Annotated in this window: 16 protein-coding genes; 12 read left to right on the forward strand and 4 right to left on the reverse strand. The window is 72.3% G+C overall.

The window, feature by feature from the left end:
- Positions 1–34 precede the first annotated feature (34 nt).
- Positions 35–1,411: a Fic family protein gene (locus tag OHT77_RS05780; protein WP_328826904.1), complete on the forward strand. Its 1,377-nt coding sequence runs from the start codon at positions 35–37 to the stop codon at positions 1,409–1,411.
- A gap of 147 nt (positions 1,412–1,558) precedes the next feature.
- On the opposite strand, the gene OHT77_RS05785 is transcribed toward OHT77_RS05780, so the two are convergent.
- Positions 1,559–2,947 carry a glycoside hydrolase family 43 protein gene (locus tag OHT77_RS05785; RefSeq protein WP_328826905.1) on the reverse strand — a complete coding sequence of 463 codons (1,389 nt, stop codon included), beginning with the start codon at positions 2,945–2,947 and terminating at the stop codon, positions 1,559–1,561.
- Positions 2,948–3,186: 239 nt separating this feature from the next.
- Between OHT77_RS05785 and OHT77_RS05790 the strand changes: the two genes are divergently transcribed.
- From OHT77_RS05790 to OHT77_RS05805, 4 genes are all read left to right on the forward strand, one after another.
- Positions 3,187–4,632: an amidase gene (locus tag OHT77_RS05790; protein ID WP_328826906.1), complete on the forward strand. Its 1,446-nt coding sequence runs from the start codon at positions 3,187–3,189 to the stop codon at positions 4,630–4,632.
- 2 nt (positions 4,633–4,634) lie between these two features.
- On the forward strand, positions 4,635–4,853 hold the full coding sequence (locus OHT77_RS05795) for a hypothetical protein (protein WP_328826907.1): 219 nt from the start codon (positions 4,635–4,637) through the stop codon (positions 4,851–4,853).
- A 143-nt stretch (positions 4,854–4,996) separates the two neighbouring features.
- A complete protein-coding gene (locus tag OHT77_RS05800; protein WP_328826908.1) occupies positions 4,997–6,493 on the forward strand; it encodes an SPFH domain-containing protein in 1,497 nt (498 codons plus the stop codon).
- Positions 6,494–6,555: 62 nt separating this feature from the next.
- Positions 6,556–7,002, forward strand: a complete 447-nt coding sequence (locus tag OHT77_RS05805) for a type II toxin-antitoxin system PemK/MazF family toxin (protein WP_266777671.1) — start codon at positions 6,556–6,558, stop codon at positions 7,000–7,002.
- Positions 7,003–7,020: 18 nt separating this feature from the next.
- Here the strand turns inward: OHT77_RS05805 and OHT77_RS05810 are convergent, their stop codons facing one another.
- Positions 7,021–7,845, reverse strand: coding sequence for a TIGR02452 family protein (locus OHT77_RS05810; protein ID WP_328826909.1), 825 nt, complete (start codon positions 7,843–7,845; stop codon positions 7,021–7,023).
- Between the two features lie 280 nt (positions 7,846–8,125).
- Here OHT77_RS05810 and egtA point away from each other — a divergent pair, with 280 nt between their 5' ends.
- From egtA to OHT77_RS05835, 5 genes are all read left to right on the forward strand, one after another.
- Positions 8,126–9,436, forward strand: coding sequence for an ergothioneine biosynthesis glutamate--cysteine ligase EgtA (egtA, locus tag OHT77_RS05815; protein WP_328826910.1), 1,311 nt, complete (start codon positions 8,126–8,128; stop codon positions 9,434–9,436).
- A complete protein-coding gene (egtB, locus tag OHT77_RS05820) occupies positions 9,433–10,797 on the forward strand; it encodes an ergothioneine biosynthesis protein EgtB (protein ID WP_328826911.1) in 1,365 nt (454 codons plus the stop codon). Before egtA ends, egtB begins: the two co-directional genes overlap by 4 nt.
- Positions 10,797–11,570, forward strand: coding sequence for an ergothioneine biosynthesis protein EgtC (gene egtC / locus OHT77_RS05825; protein ID WP_328826912.1), 774 nt, complete (start codon positions 10,797–10,799; stop codon positions 11,568–11,570). The genes egtB and egtC overlap by 1 nt, the downstream gene beginning before the upstream one ends.
- Entirely contained in the window at positions 11,567–12,529 is a 963-nt protein-coding gene (gene egtD / locus OHT77_RS05830; RefSeq protein ID WP_328826913.1) for an L-histidine N(alpha)-methyltransferase, read from the forward strand. The genes egtC and egtD overlap by 4 nt, the downstream gene beginning before the upstream one ends.
- A gap of 93 nt (positions 12,530–12,622) precedes the next feature.
- The gene (locus OHT77_RS05835; protein ID WP_033279016.1) at positions 12,623–12,838 is read left to right on the forward strand and encodes a dodecin; all 216 of its coding nucleotides are present in this window, start codon (positions 12,623–12,625) and stop codon (positions 12,836–12,838) included.
- A 41-nt stretch (positions 12,839–12,879) separates the two neighbouring features.
- On the opposite strand, the gene OHT77_RS05840 is transcribed toward OHT77_RS05835, so the two are convergent.
- Positions 12,880–13,371: a phosphatase domain-containing protein gene (locus OHT77_RS05840; protein ID WP_328826914.1), complete on the reverse strand. Its 492-nt coding sequence runs from the start codon at positions 13,369–13,371 to the stop codon at positions 12,880–12,882.
- 72 nt (positions 13,372–13,443) lie between these two features.
- On the opposite strand from OHT77_RS05840, the gene OHT77_RS05845 reads away from it, so the two are divergent.
- Positions 13,444–13,866: a (2Fe-2S) ferredoxin domain-containing protein gene (locus OHT77_RS05845; protein ID WP_328826915.1), complete on the forward strand. Its 423-nt coding sequence runs from the start codon at positions 13,444–13,446 to the stop codon at positions 13,864–13,866.
- A gap of 92 nt (positions 13,867–13,958) precedes the next feature.
- Positions 13,959–14,954 (forward strand): LLM class flavin-dependent oxidoreductase, encoded by a 996-nt coding sequence (locus OHT77_RS05850; protein ID WP_328826916.1) that lies wholly within the window; start codon positions 13,959–13,961, stop codon positions 14,952–14,954.
- On the opposite strand, the gene OHT77_RS05855 is transcribed toward OHT77_RS05850, so the two are convergent.
- A complete protein-coding gene (locus OHT77_RS05855; protein ID WP_328826917.1) occupies positions 14,944–15,966 on the reverse strand; it encodes an alcohol dehydrogenase in 1,023 nt (340 codons plus the stop codon). The two genes, OHT77_RS05850 and OHT77_RS05855, sit on opposite strands and share 11 nt — an antisense overlap.
- Positions 15,967–15,969 lie beyond the last annotated feature (3 nt).

Raw genomic sequence — 15,969 nt, forward strand, 5'->3', positions numbered from 1 at the left:
GTCCGCACGCCCCGCGCATGGGCAGGCTTGCGCGGTGCAGGAGGATTTGAACCCAGGTTGTCTGGACTGGGACGAGGTCGACCCCGCGCGTCATCCCTTCGACCCGGAGTCGGCGGCGGAGACGGTGCGTTCCCTCGGCCCGGCCCACCGGATGCCGGCCCGCCCGGACGTCCCCTACGGCAACCCCTCTCTGCACGAGTGGGATTGGGGCGTCGCGAGGCCCTGGGCCGACGCCATGTCGTACGCCCTCACGGAGGAGTACGGCGCCTGGGCCGCGGGCTGGCGCTGGGCGCACGACGAGGGGGACTACGACGGCGGGCCGGTCGGCAGCTGGTGCTGTGTGCTGCACTCGTTCACCACCCCGGAGGAGACCCTCGACCGGGTGGTCGACGGCCTGTGCGAGTGGCGCGACTGGCTGGAGCGGCTCGCGGAGCTGTTCGAGGCGTACCCGCTGGACCTGGCCGACGTGGCGGACCAGCGGATCCTGTGGGAGTGCGCCGCCCGCAACCTCATCCACCAGGTCCACGACCGCACCGGCTCGGGCAGCAGCTGGTACGGACACTGCCATCAGGTCCTCACCTGGTTCCTCAGCCACTCTCACGTGGACCCCGATGTGGCGCAGGAGTTGGTCGACGAGGCGATCGACGGCCGGTTCAAGAGCTGGACCGGCCCCGACCGGGTCCTGGTCGACGACATCGCGGAACGCCTCGCCCTCTCCCTGCGACCCGACGACGCCGTACGACCGCCCGCCGCCGAGGCCGTGCCGGACCACCTGCGGAGCTGGCTCGGCGTCCGCGCGGCCACGCCGTGGGAGGACGCGCCGGACGGCGGCGGTGACGGGCCCGTGGTTCCGGCGCGCGACGGCGCGGCGGAGTACATACGCGCCTTCGACCGCACCGTCTCCACCGCGCGCGGCGAGGGCCTCCTCACCGCGCTGGAACTGGTCAGGGCCGACGCGGCCCGCGGCGCCACCCTCGACTTCGAGCTGCTGCGCGGCTGGCAGCAGCACGTCCTCGGCACCCCCGGACCACCGTCGTTCCGCACCCTCCCGGCCTTCGCCAAGAAGGGCCGGGAGCGCTACGGCATCGGCCCCGACACCCGTGAACTCCTGGACGCCTGCCTGGCCGAGAGCACGCGGGACGCCGACCGCCCCCTCCCGCTGACCGCGCGGGCCGCCCGCGTCTTTCTCGACGTGTGCTTCTTCCATCCCTTCGACGACGGCAACGCCCGCGCCGCCTTCCTCGCCGCCGTCTTCGTGCTGGCCCGCGAGGGCGTCGCCCTGGACGGGGTCACACTGCTCCGCCGCATCAGCCACACGGCCGACAATCCGCAGAGCGGGGTGGTCCTGGCCCGGTACGTCGACATCCACATCACGGAGACCCGCCGCCGCGCCGCCTCGACTCCCGCCTAGAAAGGGCGAGTTCACGGAGTACATGGACAGGCCGAGCCCGAACACCGCGCAGACGACGGCCAGTTCACGCGTGCGGCGCAGCCCGCAGGCCATGGCCGATCAATTCCGGCCGCATCCTGCCCCGTTCGGGTCCGCCGCAGTCATGTCTCAGGCCCAGGCCGTCACGGGCACGAACGAACTGTCCGTCCGGAACAGGTCCGTGCCGTCCGTCGGGTCCAGCCGCAGCTGGTAGTCGTAGTGGCGCAGGTAGTGGCCGGGGTAGTTGTACGACTCGAAGCGCAGCGCGCCCGAGGCGGCACCCGTCCGGGCGTAGAACGTCGCGTCCTGCGCGAACGTCGCCGTACCGTCGTCGGCATCGAAGCGGCCCCGGAAGTCGTAGTGGCGCAGGTAGGTGCCCGCCGCGTCCCGGAAGGAGAAGCCGGTCGCGTCGGCGAGGCCGGCGACGACGGTGAACGTGGACGCCTGCTTCAGGGCGGTGGTGCTGGAGCTCGTCACGACCGGCAGGTTGAGCAGCGCGGACTGCTCCTGCCAGTAGCGGGTCGGGTAGTTGGCGGACCGGAAGGAGCGGGTGACGCCGGTCGCGAGGCTCGGGCCGCCGGGCACCGTCTCCTTGATGACCGTGAAGTGGCGAGCCGTACCGGAGAGGGTGGTCAGCGCGGTCGGCGCGGACCAGGTGGCGAAGGTGTCGTGGCTGTCGCTGTAGTAGTAGTTCCCGTCGCCGTAGCCGTCGAAGAAGATCCGCCAGCCGCCGTTGTCGAGCCGCACCACCGAGGGGCCCTCGCGGTAGCTGCCCCAGCCGGCCCAGTCGCCGGTCCTCGTGAGCGTGTAGGGGCCGGTGAGGCTGGTGGCGGTGCCGTACTCGATGTACTTCGCCGTCTCGTTCTTGGTGAAGGCGTGGTAGGTCGAGCCGATCCGCACGATGTACGTGTCGATGTGGTTGGAGCCGATGCCCGCGAGCGCGACCGGTGAACTCCAGGCCGTCAGTGCGGAGTTGGTCGCCTTCAGCCGGTACGGGGTGAAGATCCACTCGTCGTCGGTGGTGGAGCAGGACACGATGACGTTGACACTGCCGTCGGCGTCGACGAACCACTCGGGCGCCCATGCCCGCGAGAGGTTGGCGATCGGGACCGTGTAGTCGTACAGGAACGTCCAGTCGACCCGGTCGGCGCTGCGCGCGAAGCCGATGGTGGTGCTGACGTCCTCCCAGGTGTGGGTGGTGTACGTCAGGTAGTAGAAGCCGTCGGTGTGCCGGAACACGGATGCGTCGCGGATGCGGTTGCTCGGCGGGGTGTACGCGGAGGACCGGACGAGGCGGAAGTCGGTGGCGTCGTCGGACTGGTAGACGTCGACGGTGCCGTCGTCGCTGTCGAGGAACGGGACGATGGTGTAGCGGGTGGCGTAGCCGCTCGCCGGTGCGGCGGCCAGGGCGGTGCCGAGCAGTCCGGGGGCCTCGCCCAGGACGAGTGCCGAGGCGGGCAGGACGGCGAGCGCGCGCAGGAGGGTGCGGCGGGACGGCGTGGGGGGACGTGTGGTCACGGGCGGCTCTCCCGGAGACTCGGACGTTCGATATGTCGAACGTAGTTCGTGAATTCGATCAGAAGGTAGAGGTGGGGCAGGAACACGTCAATGGTGTGCGCAGGGCCCGGTGATCTCTGCGCGGCGGCTGTGCCGCAGGTCGAACCACCCGCGCTCCAGGGGAAGTTGCCGCATCCTCAGCGCGCCGGGCCCCCGGACGTTACCGTTCGGTAGACCACGCGCTCCCGGAGGTACCCGCCATGACGCCCGACCGTTCCGCAGGCCTGGCCGAGTCCGCCCGCGCCCTGGCCGCCGGCGAGGTGACCTCCCGCACCCTCACCGAACAGGCCCTGGCCCGGATCGAGTCAACTCAGGGCTCCCTGAACGCCTTTCGGGTCGTCCGGAGGGAGGCGGCCCTCGCCGAGGCAGACGCGGCGGACGAGCAACTCGCCGCCGGGGTACGGAAACCGCTCCTCGGAGTGCCGGTCGCCGTCAAGGACGACATGGACGTGGCGGGCGAACCGACCGCGTTCGGCTGCCGGGGCGAGTTTCCGCCGGCGACGGAGGACGGCGAGGCCGTACGACGGCTGCGCGCGGCCGGGGCGGTCGTCGTCGGGAAGACCAACACCTGCGAGTTCGGGCAGTGGCCGTTCACCGAGGGTCCGGCGTTCGGCGCGACCCGTAATCCGTGGAACTCCCGTCACACGCCCGGGGGTTCGTCCGGTGGCTCGGCGGCGGCGGTGGCCGCGGGGCTGGTCCCGGCGGCGCTCGGCTCGGACGGCGCCGGTTCGGTGCGCATCCCCGCCTCCTGGACGCACCTCGTCGGCGTCAAGCCGCAGCGCGGCCGCATCTCGACCTGGCCGCGCGGCGAGTCCTTCCACGGCATCACGGTCAACGGCACCCTCACCCGCACGGTCGCCGACGCGGCGCTGCTCCTGGACGCGGCGAGCGGCAACCACGCCGGGGACCCGCACCGCCCGCCCGCGCTCACCCTGACCGAGGCGGTGGGCCGCGACCCCGGCCGCCTGCGCATCGCCCTCGCCCTGAAGCCGCCGTTCACCGCACTGCCCGCCCGGCTGCGACCTGACGTACGGGACCGGGTCCTCGAACTGGCCGACACGCTGGTCCAGTTGGGCCACACGGTCGCGGAGGACGATCCGCCGTACGGCCGGATCGGGCTGGGCTTCCTCCCCCGCGCCACCGCCGGTATCGCCGAGCGGGTCCGCGAGGCACCGCACCCCGGGCTCCTCGACCGGCGCACCCTGGAAGCCGCGCGCCTCGGCCGCCTGCTCGGCGGAGCCCCGCTGCGGGCGGCCCGGCGCGCGGAGGCCGTCCTGCACGACCGGATCGGCGCGTTCTTCGGAATGTACGACGTGGTCCTCGCCCCGACAACTGCCGCTCCCCCGCCCCTGGTTGGCGCGCTGCACGACCTGAGCGGTCCGGCCACCGACCGCGCCATGGTCGCCGCGTGCCCCTACGCGTGGCCGTGGAACGTCCTCGGCTGGCCCGGCGTCAGCGTCCCCGCCGGTTTCGTGGCGGACGGACTCCCGGTCGGCGCCCAGCTGTTGGGCCCGTCGAACAGCGAGCCGCTGCTGCTGTCGCTGGCCGCGCAGGTGGAGGCGGAGCTGCGCTGGCACGAACGGTGGCCGGAGCCCGCCGCGGCGGATTTCCCGGCGGCACAACCGGGTCGGGCCCGTACCCTGTGACCATGCAGGATGCGTCGATGGTCGGGCTGATGGGGCGGGTCACCGGGACGATCGGGCCCGGGCTCGTCGGCGAGGTGATCGTCCGGGTGCGCGGCGGCGCCGAGCACTTCCTCGCGTACGCCGCCACGGGCACGGACCGGATCGAGTCGGGGACCGTGGTGATGGTGGTGGAGTACCTCCCGCCGAGGACGGTCTACGTCACCCAGGCATACGACAGTTGAGCCCTCTCCCTCGCAGGTGAGAGCCGTCCGGGGGCGCATGCGTCAAGATTGCAACAAGGATCCGTCAGCGTCTGTACCCCGGTCCTGGGCGGGAGCACACTCCCTTCGTTCGGTGCCGAAAGGGCACCATCACAAGGGGGCGAATGCCGATGGTCATCGGCGTCGTAGCGGGGGCGGCGGTTGTCGCCGTGCTCGTACTGATCGGTCTGTTCAAGGCGATGTGGCGGGTCGCCGAGCCCAACGAGGCACTCATCATCTCGGGCTCCAAGCACCGCACCGAAGGCCTTGAGGAAGGCATGGGGTTCCGCATCGTCACGGGGCGCGGCACGCTCGTGATGCCCGGAGTGCAGGCGGTGCGCAAGATCTCGCTGGACCTCAACGAGACCGAACTGCACGTGGATTGCGTGACCACCCAGGGCATTCCGCTCAAGGTGCGGGGCGTGGTCATCTTCAAGGTGGGCGACGACTTCGTGTCGATCGCCAACGCGGGACGGCGTTTCCTCGACCAGCAGAAGATGATGTCGGAGCGGGTGCACAACGTGTTCGCCGGTCATCTCCGTTCCATCGTGGGCGGGTTGACGGTCGAGGACATGATCCGCGACCGGGAGAAGCTGACGGGCCAGACCCGGGCCGCGTGCGGTACGGAGATGGAGAAGCTGGGGCTGATCGTGGACTCGCTGCAGATCCACGAGATCGAGGACCCCACGGGGTACATCAAGAACCTCGCGATGCCGCACGCGGCGGCCGTGCAGCGGGACGCGCGCATCGCGCAGGCCGAGGCAAACCGGCTGGCCACCGAGGCCGAACAGAAGGCCGCGGCACGGATGTCGGAGGCCACCCGGGACAGCGAGATCCTCCAGGCCGGCTACCAGGCCGAGCGCGACAAGGCGGCGGCGAAGGCCCGTCAGGCCGGCCCGCTCGCGGACGCGGCCGCCCGGCAGGACGTCGTCGTGCAGGAGACCCGGATCGCCGAACTCGACGCGCTGCGGCGGGAACAGCAGCTCCAGGCGGACGTCCGCAAGCCCGCGGACGCCCAGGCGTACGAGACCCGGGCCCGGGCCGAGGCGGAGCGCGACGCGCGGATCTCGGCGGCTCAGGCCAAGGCGCAGGAGACCGAGTTGGCGGCGGCGGCCGAGGCGAATCGGGTCAAGGCGGCGGCGATCGCCGAGGCCGAGGCGACCAAGGCTCGCGGTGCCGCCGCGGCCACGGCGACCAGGGCGACCGGTGAGGCCGAGGCCGCCGCCGCGCAGGCGAAGGGTCTCGCGGCGGCCGAGGCGACCAAGGCCCAGGGCCTCGCCGAGGCGGAGGCGATCAAGGCGCGGGCCGCTGCCCTCGCCGAGAACCAGGAGGCAGTGGTCGCGCAGCAACTGGCCGAGAACTGGCCGGAGATCGTGCGGGCGGGCGCTTCCGCGTTCGGCAGCGTCGACAACATGGTGGTCCTCAACGGGGCCGACGGCATGGCGGACATGCTCGCCAAGGCGCTCACCATGGGCGGCACGGGCCTCGGTCTGGCCCGCCAGCTGCTCGCGTCGATGAACCAGAACGAGCACGCCCCGAACGGGCAGGCCGTGACCGGGACTTCGGGCCTCAACGGGGTCACGGCGCCGCCGTCGCAGAAGGTGCCGGTGGAGAAGGAGTAGGGGTGATCGTCTGACGGGCGCCCGGCGTCCGGGGTCACGGAGGCACGCTCTAAGGTGCCTCCGTGACCGCCTTTACCGATGAGAACGTTCCGGGCCGCTTCGGCCCCTCCGCCACCACCGAGGCCGACCCGCGCGAGGTCGGCAAGGTCCGTACCGAGTACTCCCCCGCGCACGACGGCGACCCCGATCCCGGTGAGATCGTCTGGACCTGGGTGCCGTTCGAGGAGAACGACGGCCGGGGCAAGGACCGCCCGGTGCTCGTCGTGGCCCGTGAGCCCGGCGGGACCCTGCTCGCCGTCCAGCTGTCCAGCAAGCGCCACGACGGCGACCGCGAGTGGGTGGCGATCGGCAGCGGCCCCTGGGACAAGTCAGGGCGGGACTCGTGGGTCGCCGTGGACCGCGTCCTGCGCCTCCACGAGGACGGCATGCGCCGCGAGGCCTGCGCGATCGACCAGATGCGCTTCAACCTCGTGCGGCACCGGCTGCACGAGCGCTACGGCTGGACCTGACCGGCTGAACCCGCGCGGCTAGCCCTGGAGTTGGCGCTCCGGAAACGTCCGTAGGAACGCGTCCCGGACCGTGGCACCCGGTGTGCGGTCCAGGACGCCGAACACCACGTGCTCGAAGGCCGCGGCGAACCGTCCGCCCGGCCCGAGCAGCGCGTGGAAGGCGCCCGCGACCTGCGCCGGGTCGTTCCGGAACACCCCGCAGCCCCAGGCGCCGAGGACCATCCTGCGGTATCCGTGCGCCACGGCCGTCTCCAGCACCCGCTCCGCCCGGACGGCGAGCGCCCGCGGCAGCCCGGCCGCGCGCTCCGGTGCGGTGCGCAGCACCACCCCCGCGTTCGGCGCGGCGGCGGTCAGGAAACCGGCCGTGTACGGCTCGTCCAGGAGCCGGCCCCTGTCGTCGCGGAAGACGGGGACGGTAGGTGAGTGGATGACCCGGTCCGTGTAGAACGGATCGCGGTGGGCGCGGTGGTGGTCGTAGAAACCGCGGGCTTCGAGCAGGCAGGTGTACAGCGCGGAGGCGCGGCACAGGGCCTCCTCCTGGGCCTGCGCGCCGTTCAGGAAACCGCCGCCCGGGTTGCGGGCCGAGGCGAAGTTCAGGACGGCGACCGGGCCGGTGAGGCGGCGGGCGGCCTCAAGGCTGCTCTCGCCGGTGACCTCGAGGACGGTGTCCACGGGCGGGAAGGGCGATATTCGGACCGGTTCCGGGCCGAACAGGCGCGTCCCCGCGCGGGCCGCCGCGGTCTCGGCGGCGATGGAGATCTCGCGCCCGTCCGCCGTGCGGTAGCCCCCGGCCGCGATGATCTGCTCGGTCTGCTGCGCGATGCCGCGCAGGCGCGCGCTCATGGCATAACCCCCGTGTACGCCATGAGCGCGCGCCCCGCGATCTCCCCCGTGTTCTCCCCCGTCGTGCTCATACGTTCATCGTGAGCGATGCTGGTCGTGCGGTGCAACGGAGTTTCCGGGCTCCGCGAACGGCCGGAGAACCGGAGATTACCGATCCCGAACGTGGCAATACGCACCCTTGTGCGACCAGCCGCGAGGGTCTTGGGTGGGACGAGTGTGCCGCCCCGGGCCCAACAGAAACCGGGCCGGTGGCATGGTGGAATCTCAGGAGGATCCCGACATGTCCGATACGGCAAGTGACTGTAGCGACTGTACGGAGCCCCGTACCGCGGTCACCGAACCCGAGGTGGAGGCCCTGGTCAGGGGCATCTGCTTCAAGACAGGGCCGCCCCGCACCCTCGGGGTCGAAGTGGAATGGCTCGTCCACGAGCTGCGCATGCCGCAGCTCCCCGTGACACCCGAACGGCTCGAAGCGGCCTACGCCGCCTTGAGGACCGTGCCTCTGAGGTCGGCGCTCACCGTCGAGCCCGGCGGCCAGCTGGAACTCAGCTCGTCGCCCGCCGCCTCCCTGATGGAGTGCATCGGTTCCGTCTCCGAAGACCTGGACGCCGTACGCGCCGTCCTGCGTCGCGACAACCTGGGGCTGGTCGGTGTCGGCCACGATCCCTGGCATCCGCCGCGCCGGTTCCTGCACGAGCCGCGCTACGACGCCATGGAGCGCTGCCTCGACCGCACCGGCCCGGCGGGCCGGCGCATGATGTGCACCTCGGCGTCCGTGCAGGTGTGTCTCGACGCCGGTTACGAGGAGCCGGGTCCGCTCGGTCTCGGGCGGCGCTGGTGGCTGGCGCACCAGCTGGGCGCGGTCCTGGTGGCCGCGTTCGCGAACTCCCCGCTGGTCGGCCGCAGCCCCACCGGCTGGCGCTCCACCCGGCAGCTCGTCTGGATGGAGATCGGTCCCGGCCGCGCGGGCGGTCCGACGCTGGACGAGGCACCGCGCGACGCGTGGACCGACCTCGTCCTGGACGCGCCGGTGATGTGCATACGGCGGGACAGCGGACCATGGGACGTCCCGGAGAACCTGACGTTCCGGGAATGGATCAGATCGGGCTCGCCGAGACCGCCGACCCGTGAGGATCTCGACTACCACGTCTCGACGCTGTTCCCGCCAGTCAGACCGCGCGGCCATCTCGAACTGCGCATGATCGACGCGCAGCCGGGGGACGACGGCTGGATCGTGCCGCTGGCCGTGACGACGGCGCTCTTCGACGACCCGGAGGCGGCCGAGACCGCGTACCGGGCCGTGAAGCCGCTGGCCGAACGGACCCAGGGGCTGCCCGCGCCGCACAATCCGCTGTGGATCGACGCGGCCCGCCACGGACTGTCCGACCCGGAGCTGCACGAGGCCGCCCTCGTCTGCTTCGCCGCGGCGCTGGAGGCCCTGCCCCGGCTGGGCGCCACCGCCGGGGTCATGGACGCCGTCCGCGCGTTCTTCGACCGCTATGTCGTCCGGGGCCGCTGCCCCGCCGACGATCTGCTCGACCGCGTGCGCGGCACGGACAGCCGCCCGCACGGGAAGGACATCCGCACATGACCGACGCCGACATCGCCACCGACACGTCCGCGGGCAACTCCGCCGACGCCTCGGCCGACATCGACATCGAGGCGCTCAGGCAACGGGCGTTGACCACTCTGACCACGGCCCGGGACCGCACCACGCTCCTCACGAGCTGCGTGGACGAGCCCGAACTCACCGCCCAGGTATCGCCGTTGATGTCCCCGCTGGTCTGGGACCTCGCGCACATCGGCAACCAGGAGGAACTGTGGCTGCTGCGCGCCGTCGGCGGCCGGGACGCGATGCGCCCCGACATCGACGGCCTCTACGACGCGTTCGAGCACCCGCGCTCCGAGCGCCCCTCGCTGCCGCTGCTGCCGCCCGAGGAGGCGCGGCAGTACGCGGCCGAGGTGCGCGGCCGGGTGACGGACGTACTGGAGAGCCACGCCTTCCGCGGGACCCGGCTCACCGACATGGGCTTCGCCTTCGGGATGGTCGCCCAGCACGAACAGCAGCACGACGAAACGATGCTGATCACCCATCAGCTCCGCACCGGGCCGCAGGCGTTGACGGCCCCCGACCCGGAGCCGGTCCCGCTGTTCACGGGCCCGTCCGAAGTCCTCGTCCCCGGCGGCCCGTTCATGATGGGCACCTCGACCGAGCCGTGGGCGCTGGACAACGAACGGCCCGCGCACCGGCGGGAGGTGGCCCCGTTCCACATCGACACGACCCCGGTGACGAACGGCGCGTATCTGGCGTTCATCGAGGACGGCGGCTACGACGACCCGCGCTGGTGGACGACGGAGGGCTGGGCGCACATCCGCCGCAACTCCGTCACGGCGCCCGGGTTCTGGCGCCGGGAGGCGGGCCAGTGGCTGCGGCGCCGGTTCGGCGTCACGGAGGCAGTGCCGCTCGACGAGCCGGTGGTGCACGTCTGCTGGTACGAGGCGGACGCCTACGCCCGCTGGGCCGGACGGCGGCTGCCGACCGAGGCCGAGTGGGAGAAGGCGGCCCGCCACGACCCGACGTCCGGCCGCTCGATGCGCTACCCGTGGGGCGACGCCGACCCGGCACCCGAGCACGCCAACCTCGGACAGCGTCACCTGCGCCCGGCACCCGCCGGAAGCTACCCGGCGGGTGAATCACCGCTGGGCGTACGGCAGTTGATCGGCGACGTGTGGGAGTGGACGTCGAGCGACTTCCTGCCGTACCCGGGGTTCAGGGCGTTCCCGTACAAGGAGTACTCGGAGGTGTTCTTCGGCCCGGAGTACAAGGTGCTGCGGGGCGGTTCGTTCGCGGTGGACGAGGTGGCCTGCCGGGGCACGTTCCGCAACTGGGACTATCCGATCCGGCGGCAGATCTTCTCCGGCTTCCGCACGGCCCGCTCGGGGGCCGTCTGATGTGCCGCCACCTGGCGTATCTGGGACCCGAGGAGCCGCTCGGCCGGCTCCTCGTGGACCCGGAGCACAGCCTGTACCGGCAGTCCTGGGAGCCCCGGCGGCAGCGGCACGGCACGGTCAACGCCGATGGTTTCGGGGTGGGTTGGTACGCCGAGGGCGATCCGGTGCCGGGCCGCTACCGGCGGGCCGTGCCCATCTGGGGCGACCAGTCCTTCGCCGACCTGGCCCGCGTGGTCCGCTCCGGCGCGCTGCTGGCAGCCGTACGGGACGCGACGTTCGCGGGTGCGGACGGGGAGGCCGCGGCGGCGCCGTTCGCCGCGGGTCCCTGGCTGTTCAGCCACAACGGCGCGGTCACCGGCTGGCCGCAGACTCTGGCGGCGCTCGCCCGGCGCATGCCGCCCGTCGACCTGTTGTCCATGGAGGCACGCTGCGACTCGGCGTTCGTCTGGGCGCTGGTCCTCGGCCGGCTCCGGGAGGGCGACGAGGTGGGTCAGGCGCTGGCCGACACGGTGACGGAGGTCGCCCACGCGGCCCCCGGCTCCCGCCTCAACCTCCTTCTCACCGACGGCGAGACGATCGCCGCCACCGCCTGGGGCGACACCCTCTGGTACCTCTCGGAGCCCGGCCGCCGCGCGGTCGTGGCCTCCGAGCCCTACGACGACGACCCGCACTGGCAGGAGGCCCCCGACCGCACTCTGCTCACCGCGACCCGCACCGAGGTCCTCCTCACCCCCCTGAAAGACCTCGCACCACCGAAGGAGCCCCGTACGTGAGCCCGTTCCTTCTCACCCGCACCCTGCCCGAGGACGCCACCGACGCGGCACTGCGCGCCGACGTCCTGGCGGGCCTCACCAGCACCCCGAAGACCCTCCCGCCGAAGTGGTTCTACGACGCCCACGGCAGTGAACTCTTCGAGCAGATCACCGAGTTGCCCGAGTACTACCCCACGCGCGCCGAGCGGGAGATCCTCGTCGACCGCGCGGCCGAGATCGCCGCGGCGACCGGCGCGCGCACGCTCGTCGAGCTGGGCTCCGGCTCCTCGGACAAGACCCGCCATCTGCTGGACGCGTTCACCGGGCTGGCCGTGTACGTCCCGGTCGACGTCAGCGAGAGCGCGCTCACACAGGCCGGACACGCTCTCATCGAGGAGCGGCCGGGGCTCGACGTGCACGCCCTGATCGCCGACTTCACCGGCGACCTCACCCTGCCGGAGACCCCGGGCCCGCGCCTGCTGGCGTTCCTCGGCGGCACGATCGGCAACCTGCTCCCGGCGGAACGCGCCACGTTCCTCGCCGGACTCCGCTCGCTCCTCTCCCCCGGCGACGCGCTGCTCCTCGGCACGGACCTGGTCAAGGACGAGGACGTGCTGGTCAGGGCGTACGACGACGCGGCCGGAGTGACGGCCGCGTTCAACAAGAACGTCCTGACCGTCGTCGACCGCGAACTCGGCGCCGACTTCGACGCCGACGCCTTCGACCATGTCGCCCTCTGGGACAGCGACCACGAGTGGATCGAGATGCGGCTGCGGTCCCGTACGGACCAGACCGTGAAGATCCCCGCGCTCGATCTCGCCGTCGAGTTCACGGCGGGCGAGGAACTCCGCACCGAGATCTCCGCGAAGTTCCGCAAGGAGGGCGTGCGCTCCGAACTGGCCGCCACCGGGCTGGAGTTGACCCACTGGTGGACCGACCGTGCGGGACGCTTCGCGCTGTCACTGAGCGTGGTGCGCTGACGTCGGGTGACGGGCCGTCTCGCGCACCGCCGCGCCGTGGGGCACGGTGGAGTGACGCGTGACGCGCCCGTCACGGCCGAGAGGAGCACCCGCATGTCCAACCACACGTACCGGGTCACCGAGATCGTCGGCACGTCTCACGAGGGCATCGACCAGGCCATCCGCAACGGCGTGGCCCGCGCCGCGCAGACCCTCCGCAGCCTCGACTGGTTCGAGGTGACGCAGGTCAGGGGCCAGATCGAGAACGGCCAGATCGAGCACTTCCAGGTCGGCCTGAAGGTCGGCTTCCGCATCGAGGACGAGGACTGACCGTCGCAGGCGAGGTCGGACGGCCGTAGCGGCTACGGCTCTCAGGTCCGGCCCTCCCCCTCCTGTGCCGCCTCCAGCGCGGCGGAGGGGGAGGTCCAGCGGGCCCGGACGACCCTGAACCCGGCCCGTTCGGCGTCGTCGCAGACCAGCTCGTCGTCGTCCACGAGGACCCGGATCTCGCGGTCGCGGGCGAGCTGCTTGAGTTTCTCCAGCTTGGTGCGCCGGGCCGGCCTGCGGTCGTCGTTGCGGCGCATGAGGACCCGGCCCTCGGGCAGTCCCTGCGCGGCGAGCCAGGCGAGCGTGTCGCGGCGGCAGCGTTCGGGGCGCCCGGTGAGGTAGACGACCTCGCACTCCTCGGCCTGTTCCAGCGCGAGCGCGACGCCCTCCGCGAGGGGCGGGTCCTGCGGCGCGGCACCGAAGAAGCCGTCCCAGTCGCGCGGCTTCCGCTCCAGGAACCGTTGCCGGTGTGCCGTGTCGGCGAGGGTGTTGTCGAGGTCGAACACGGCCAGCGGGCGCTTGTTGTCGGCAGTCACCCGCCCACCCTAGACAGCCGGACCCGGCACCCCGGCAGCGGCCCGCGAGGGGCCTGGCCTCATGCTTCTCGCATGTCTGCCGCGATTCCCGCCCCCCGTACGTTCCTGATCGGCGCCGCCCGCGAGCGGCCCTGCACCCTGGTCGTGTGCCGGGGCTGCTGCTGCGGCGACCCGCGCAAACACCCCGGCACCGACCACGCCTGGCAGCTGGAACGGCTGCGGTCCGGCGCCGCCGAGCACGGTTTCGCGGTCCGTACGACGGACTGTCTGGGCCCCTGCGACCAGGCCAACGTGATCGTCGTCCAGCCGTCGGCGGCCGGGCGCCGGGCGGGCGGCCGGCCGACCTGGGTCGGCTTCGCGATGGACGACGACTGCACGGAGGAAGTGCTGGAGTGGGCGGCCGCGGGCGGGCCTGGAATCGCCGCGCCGCCCGTCACGCTGGAGCTGCAGTTCATCGACCCGCCACGGGAGGGACGGGTCCGGTCGCGGCGGTGAGGGATCCATCCGAGGCGTACGAACGCGGGCTGCTCGGCCCCGGGGACTGACCGGCACGGGAATGCCGACGCCTCCTCGGTGTTGAACCAGACGTGAGTTCAGTGATCGCCACGACCCCGTTCTCCGTCCTCGACCGGTCCCGCACCCGCGAGGGGCATCCGGCCGCCGAGGCACTGCGTGACACCGTGCGGTTCGCGCGGGAGATCGAGGAGCTGGGCTACCACCGGTTCTGGGTGTCGGAGCACCACGCCGTGCCCGGGGTCGCGGGCTCCGCGCCGACCGTCCTGGCCGCCGCCGTCGCCTCGGCCACCCGAACCATCCGGGTCGGCACGGGCGGGGTGATGCTGCCCAATCACCAACCTCTCGTCGTCGCCGAGCAGTTCGGGGTACTGGAGTCGCTGTTCCCCGGCCGGATCGACATGGGCCTCGGCCGCTCGGTCGGCTTCACCACCGGCGTGCGCAAGGCGCTGGGCCGCGACAAGGACGACGCCGACGACTTCGCCGGGCAGCTCGACGAACTCCTCGGCTGGTTCCGCGGCACGTCACCCACCGGCGCGCACGCACGCCCCTCCGAGGGCCTGAGCGTCCCGCCGTTCGTGCTGGCGATGGGCGAGGGCGCCGACATCGCGGCCCGCGCCGGTCTCCCGATGGTCGTCGGCGACCTCCGCAACCGGGAGAAGATGCAGCGCGGCATCGACCGGTACCGGGCCACCTTCCGTCCGTCCCCGTGGGCCGCGGAACCGTACGTCGTCATCTCGGGGACGATCGCCGTGGCCGCCACCCCCGAGGCGGCACGGCAGTTGCTCGTCCCGGAGGCGTGGTCGATGGCGTACTCGCGCACCCACGGCACCTTCCCGCCGCTCCCGCCCGCCGAGCGCGTGGAGCAACTGCCCATGACGGACAAGGAGTTCGGCTTCTACGAGGCCGGGCTCAGCGGGCAGCTCGCGGGCACCGAGGAACAGGTGGCCCACGAGCTGGAGACGGTGCTGAAGGAGACGGCGGCCGACGAGGTGCTGGTCACCACCAGCACCTACGACCGCGAAGCCCTGCTGGACTCCTACCGGCGGCTCGCCTCGCTCAGGGCGTGAGCACCATTCGGAAGCGCGCGGCACCGGACAGCATCCGCTCGTAGGCCTCCCCCGCCTGCTCCAGGGGGACGGTCTCCACCATCGGACTGATGTGGTGCAGGGCGCTGAAGGCCAGCGTGTCCTGCACGTCCTGCGAGGTGCCGGACGGGTGGCCCCGAACGACCTTGGCGCTCATGAGCAGTTGGAGCGGGCTGATCCCCAGCGGCGCGGTGTCCGCCCCGACGACGACCAGTTCACCACGGGGCCGCAGCCCCTGCACGGTCGCCGTCGCGGCATCCGCGTTGCCCGCCGTGGCGAGCACGACCTTGGCGCCGCCGAGGGCCTGGAGCGCCTCCGAGACCTCGGTGTCGGCGGTGCTGTCGACGTAGTGGTGCGCGCCCAACTGCTTGGCGAAGTCGGCCTTTTCGGGGCCCCGCGCGATGGCCACGGTCTCGAATCCCATCGCGGCCGCGTACTGCACGCCCAGGTGACCGAGGCCGCCCAGCCCGAGGACGGCCACGAGGTCGCCCGGTTTCGCGGAGCTGCGGCGCAGGCCGTTGAAGGTGGTCACTCCCGCGCAGCCCATGGGTGCGGCGGCGCTCGCCGAGAGGCTGTCGGGGATGCGGGCGAGCGCGTCGACCGGTGCCACGGTCATCTCGGCGAAGCCGCCGTCGTAGGCCCAGCCGGGGACCTTGAGGTTCTCGCAGACGATGAAGTCGCCCTGTCTGCACGGGGTGCAGTGGCCGCAGCTGCCGCCGAACCAGCCGACGGACACCCGGTCGCCGATCCGCCAGCCGGTGTCCGAGGCGCCCTCGCCGAGCGCGTCGATGTGCCCGGCGATCTCGTGCCCGGTGACGAGCGGGAAGCGTACGCCCGGGACTCCGGCGTTCACGAAGAAGGTGTCGCTGTGGCAGATCCCGCAGGCCTCCACGGCGATCCGCACATGGCCCGGTCCCGGCTGCGGCACATCTCGCTCGACGACGGCGAACCCACCGCCGGGCGCGGCCACTTGCGCGGCTCGATACCTGCTCATACG

This window comes from Streptomyces sp. NBC_00252 (assembly GCF_036187565.1).
Taxonomy (GTDB): Bacteria; Actinomycetota; Actinomycetes; order Streptomycetales; family Streptomycetaceae; genus Streptomyces.

What these genes read in the sequence shown, in the direction of transcription:
- OHT77_RS05790 (WP_328826906.1), top strand. Translation starts at nt 3,187, where the DNA reads ATGACGCCCGACCGTTCCGCAGGCCTGGCCGAGTCCGCCCGCGCCCTG.
- OHT77_RS05795 (WP_328826907.1), top strand. Translation starts at nt 4,635, where the DNA reads ATGCAGGATGCGTCGATGGTCGGGCTGATGGGGCGGGTCACCGGGACG.
- OHT77_RS05800 (WP_328826908.1), top strand. Translation starts at nt 4,997, where the DNA reads ATGCCGATGGTCATCGGCGTCGTAGCGGGGGCGGCGGTTGTCGCCGTG.
- OHT77_RS05810 (WP_328826909.1), bottom strand. Translation starts at nt 7,845, where the DNA reads ATGAGCGCGCGCCTGCGCGGCATCGCGCAGCAGACCGAGCAGATCATC.
- egtA (WP_328826910.1), top strand. Translation starts at nt 8,126, where the DNA reads ATGTCCGATACGGCAAGTGACTGTAGCGACTGTACGGAGCCCCGTACC.
- egtB (WP_328826911.1), top strand. Translation starts at nt 9,433, where the DNA reads ATGACCGACGCCGACATCGCCACCGACACGTCCGCGGGCAACTCCGCC.
- egtC (WP_328826912.1), top strand. Translation starts at nt 10,797, where the DNA reads ATGTGCCGCCACCTGGCGTATCTGGGACCCGAGGAGCCGCTCGGCCGG.
- OHT77_RS05835 (WP_033279016.1), top strand. Translation starts at nt 12,623, where the DNA reads ATGTCCAACCACACGTACCGGGTCACCGAGATCGTCGGCACGTCTCAC.
- OHT77_RS05845 (WP_328826915.1), top strand. Translation starts at nt 13,444, where the DNA reads ATGTCTGCCGCGATTCCCGCCCCCCGTACGTTCCTGATCGGCGCCGCC.
- OHT77_RS05855 (WP_328826917.1), bottom strand. Translation starts at nt 15,966, where the DNA reads ATGAGCAGGTATCGAGCCGCGCAAGTGGCCGCGCCCGGCGGTGGGTTC.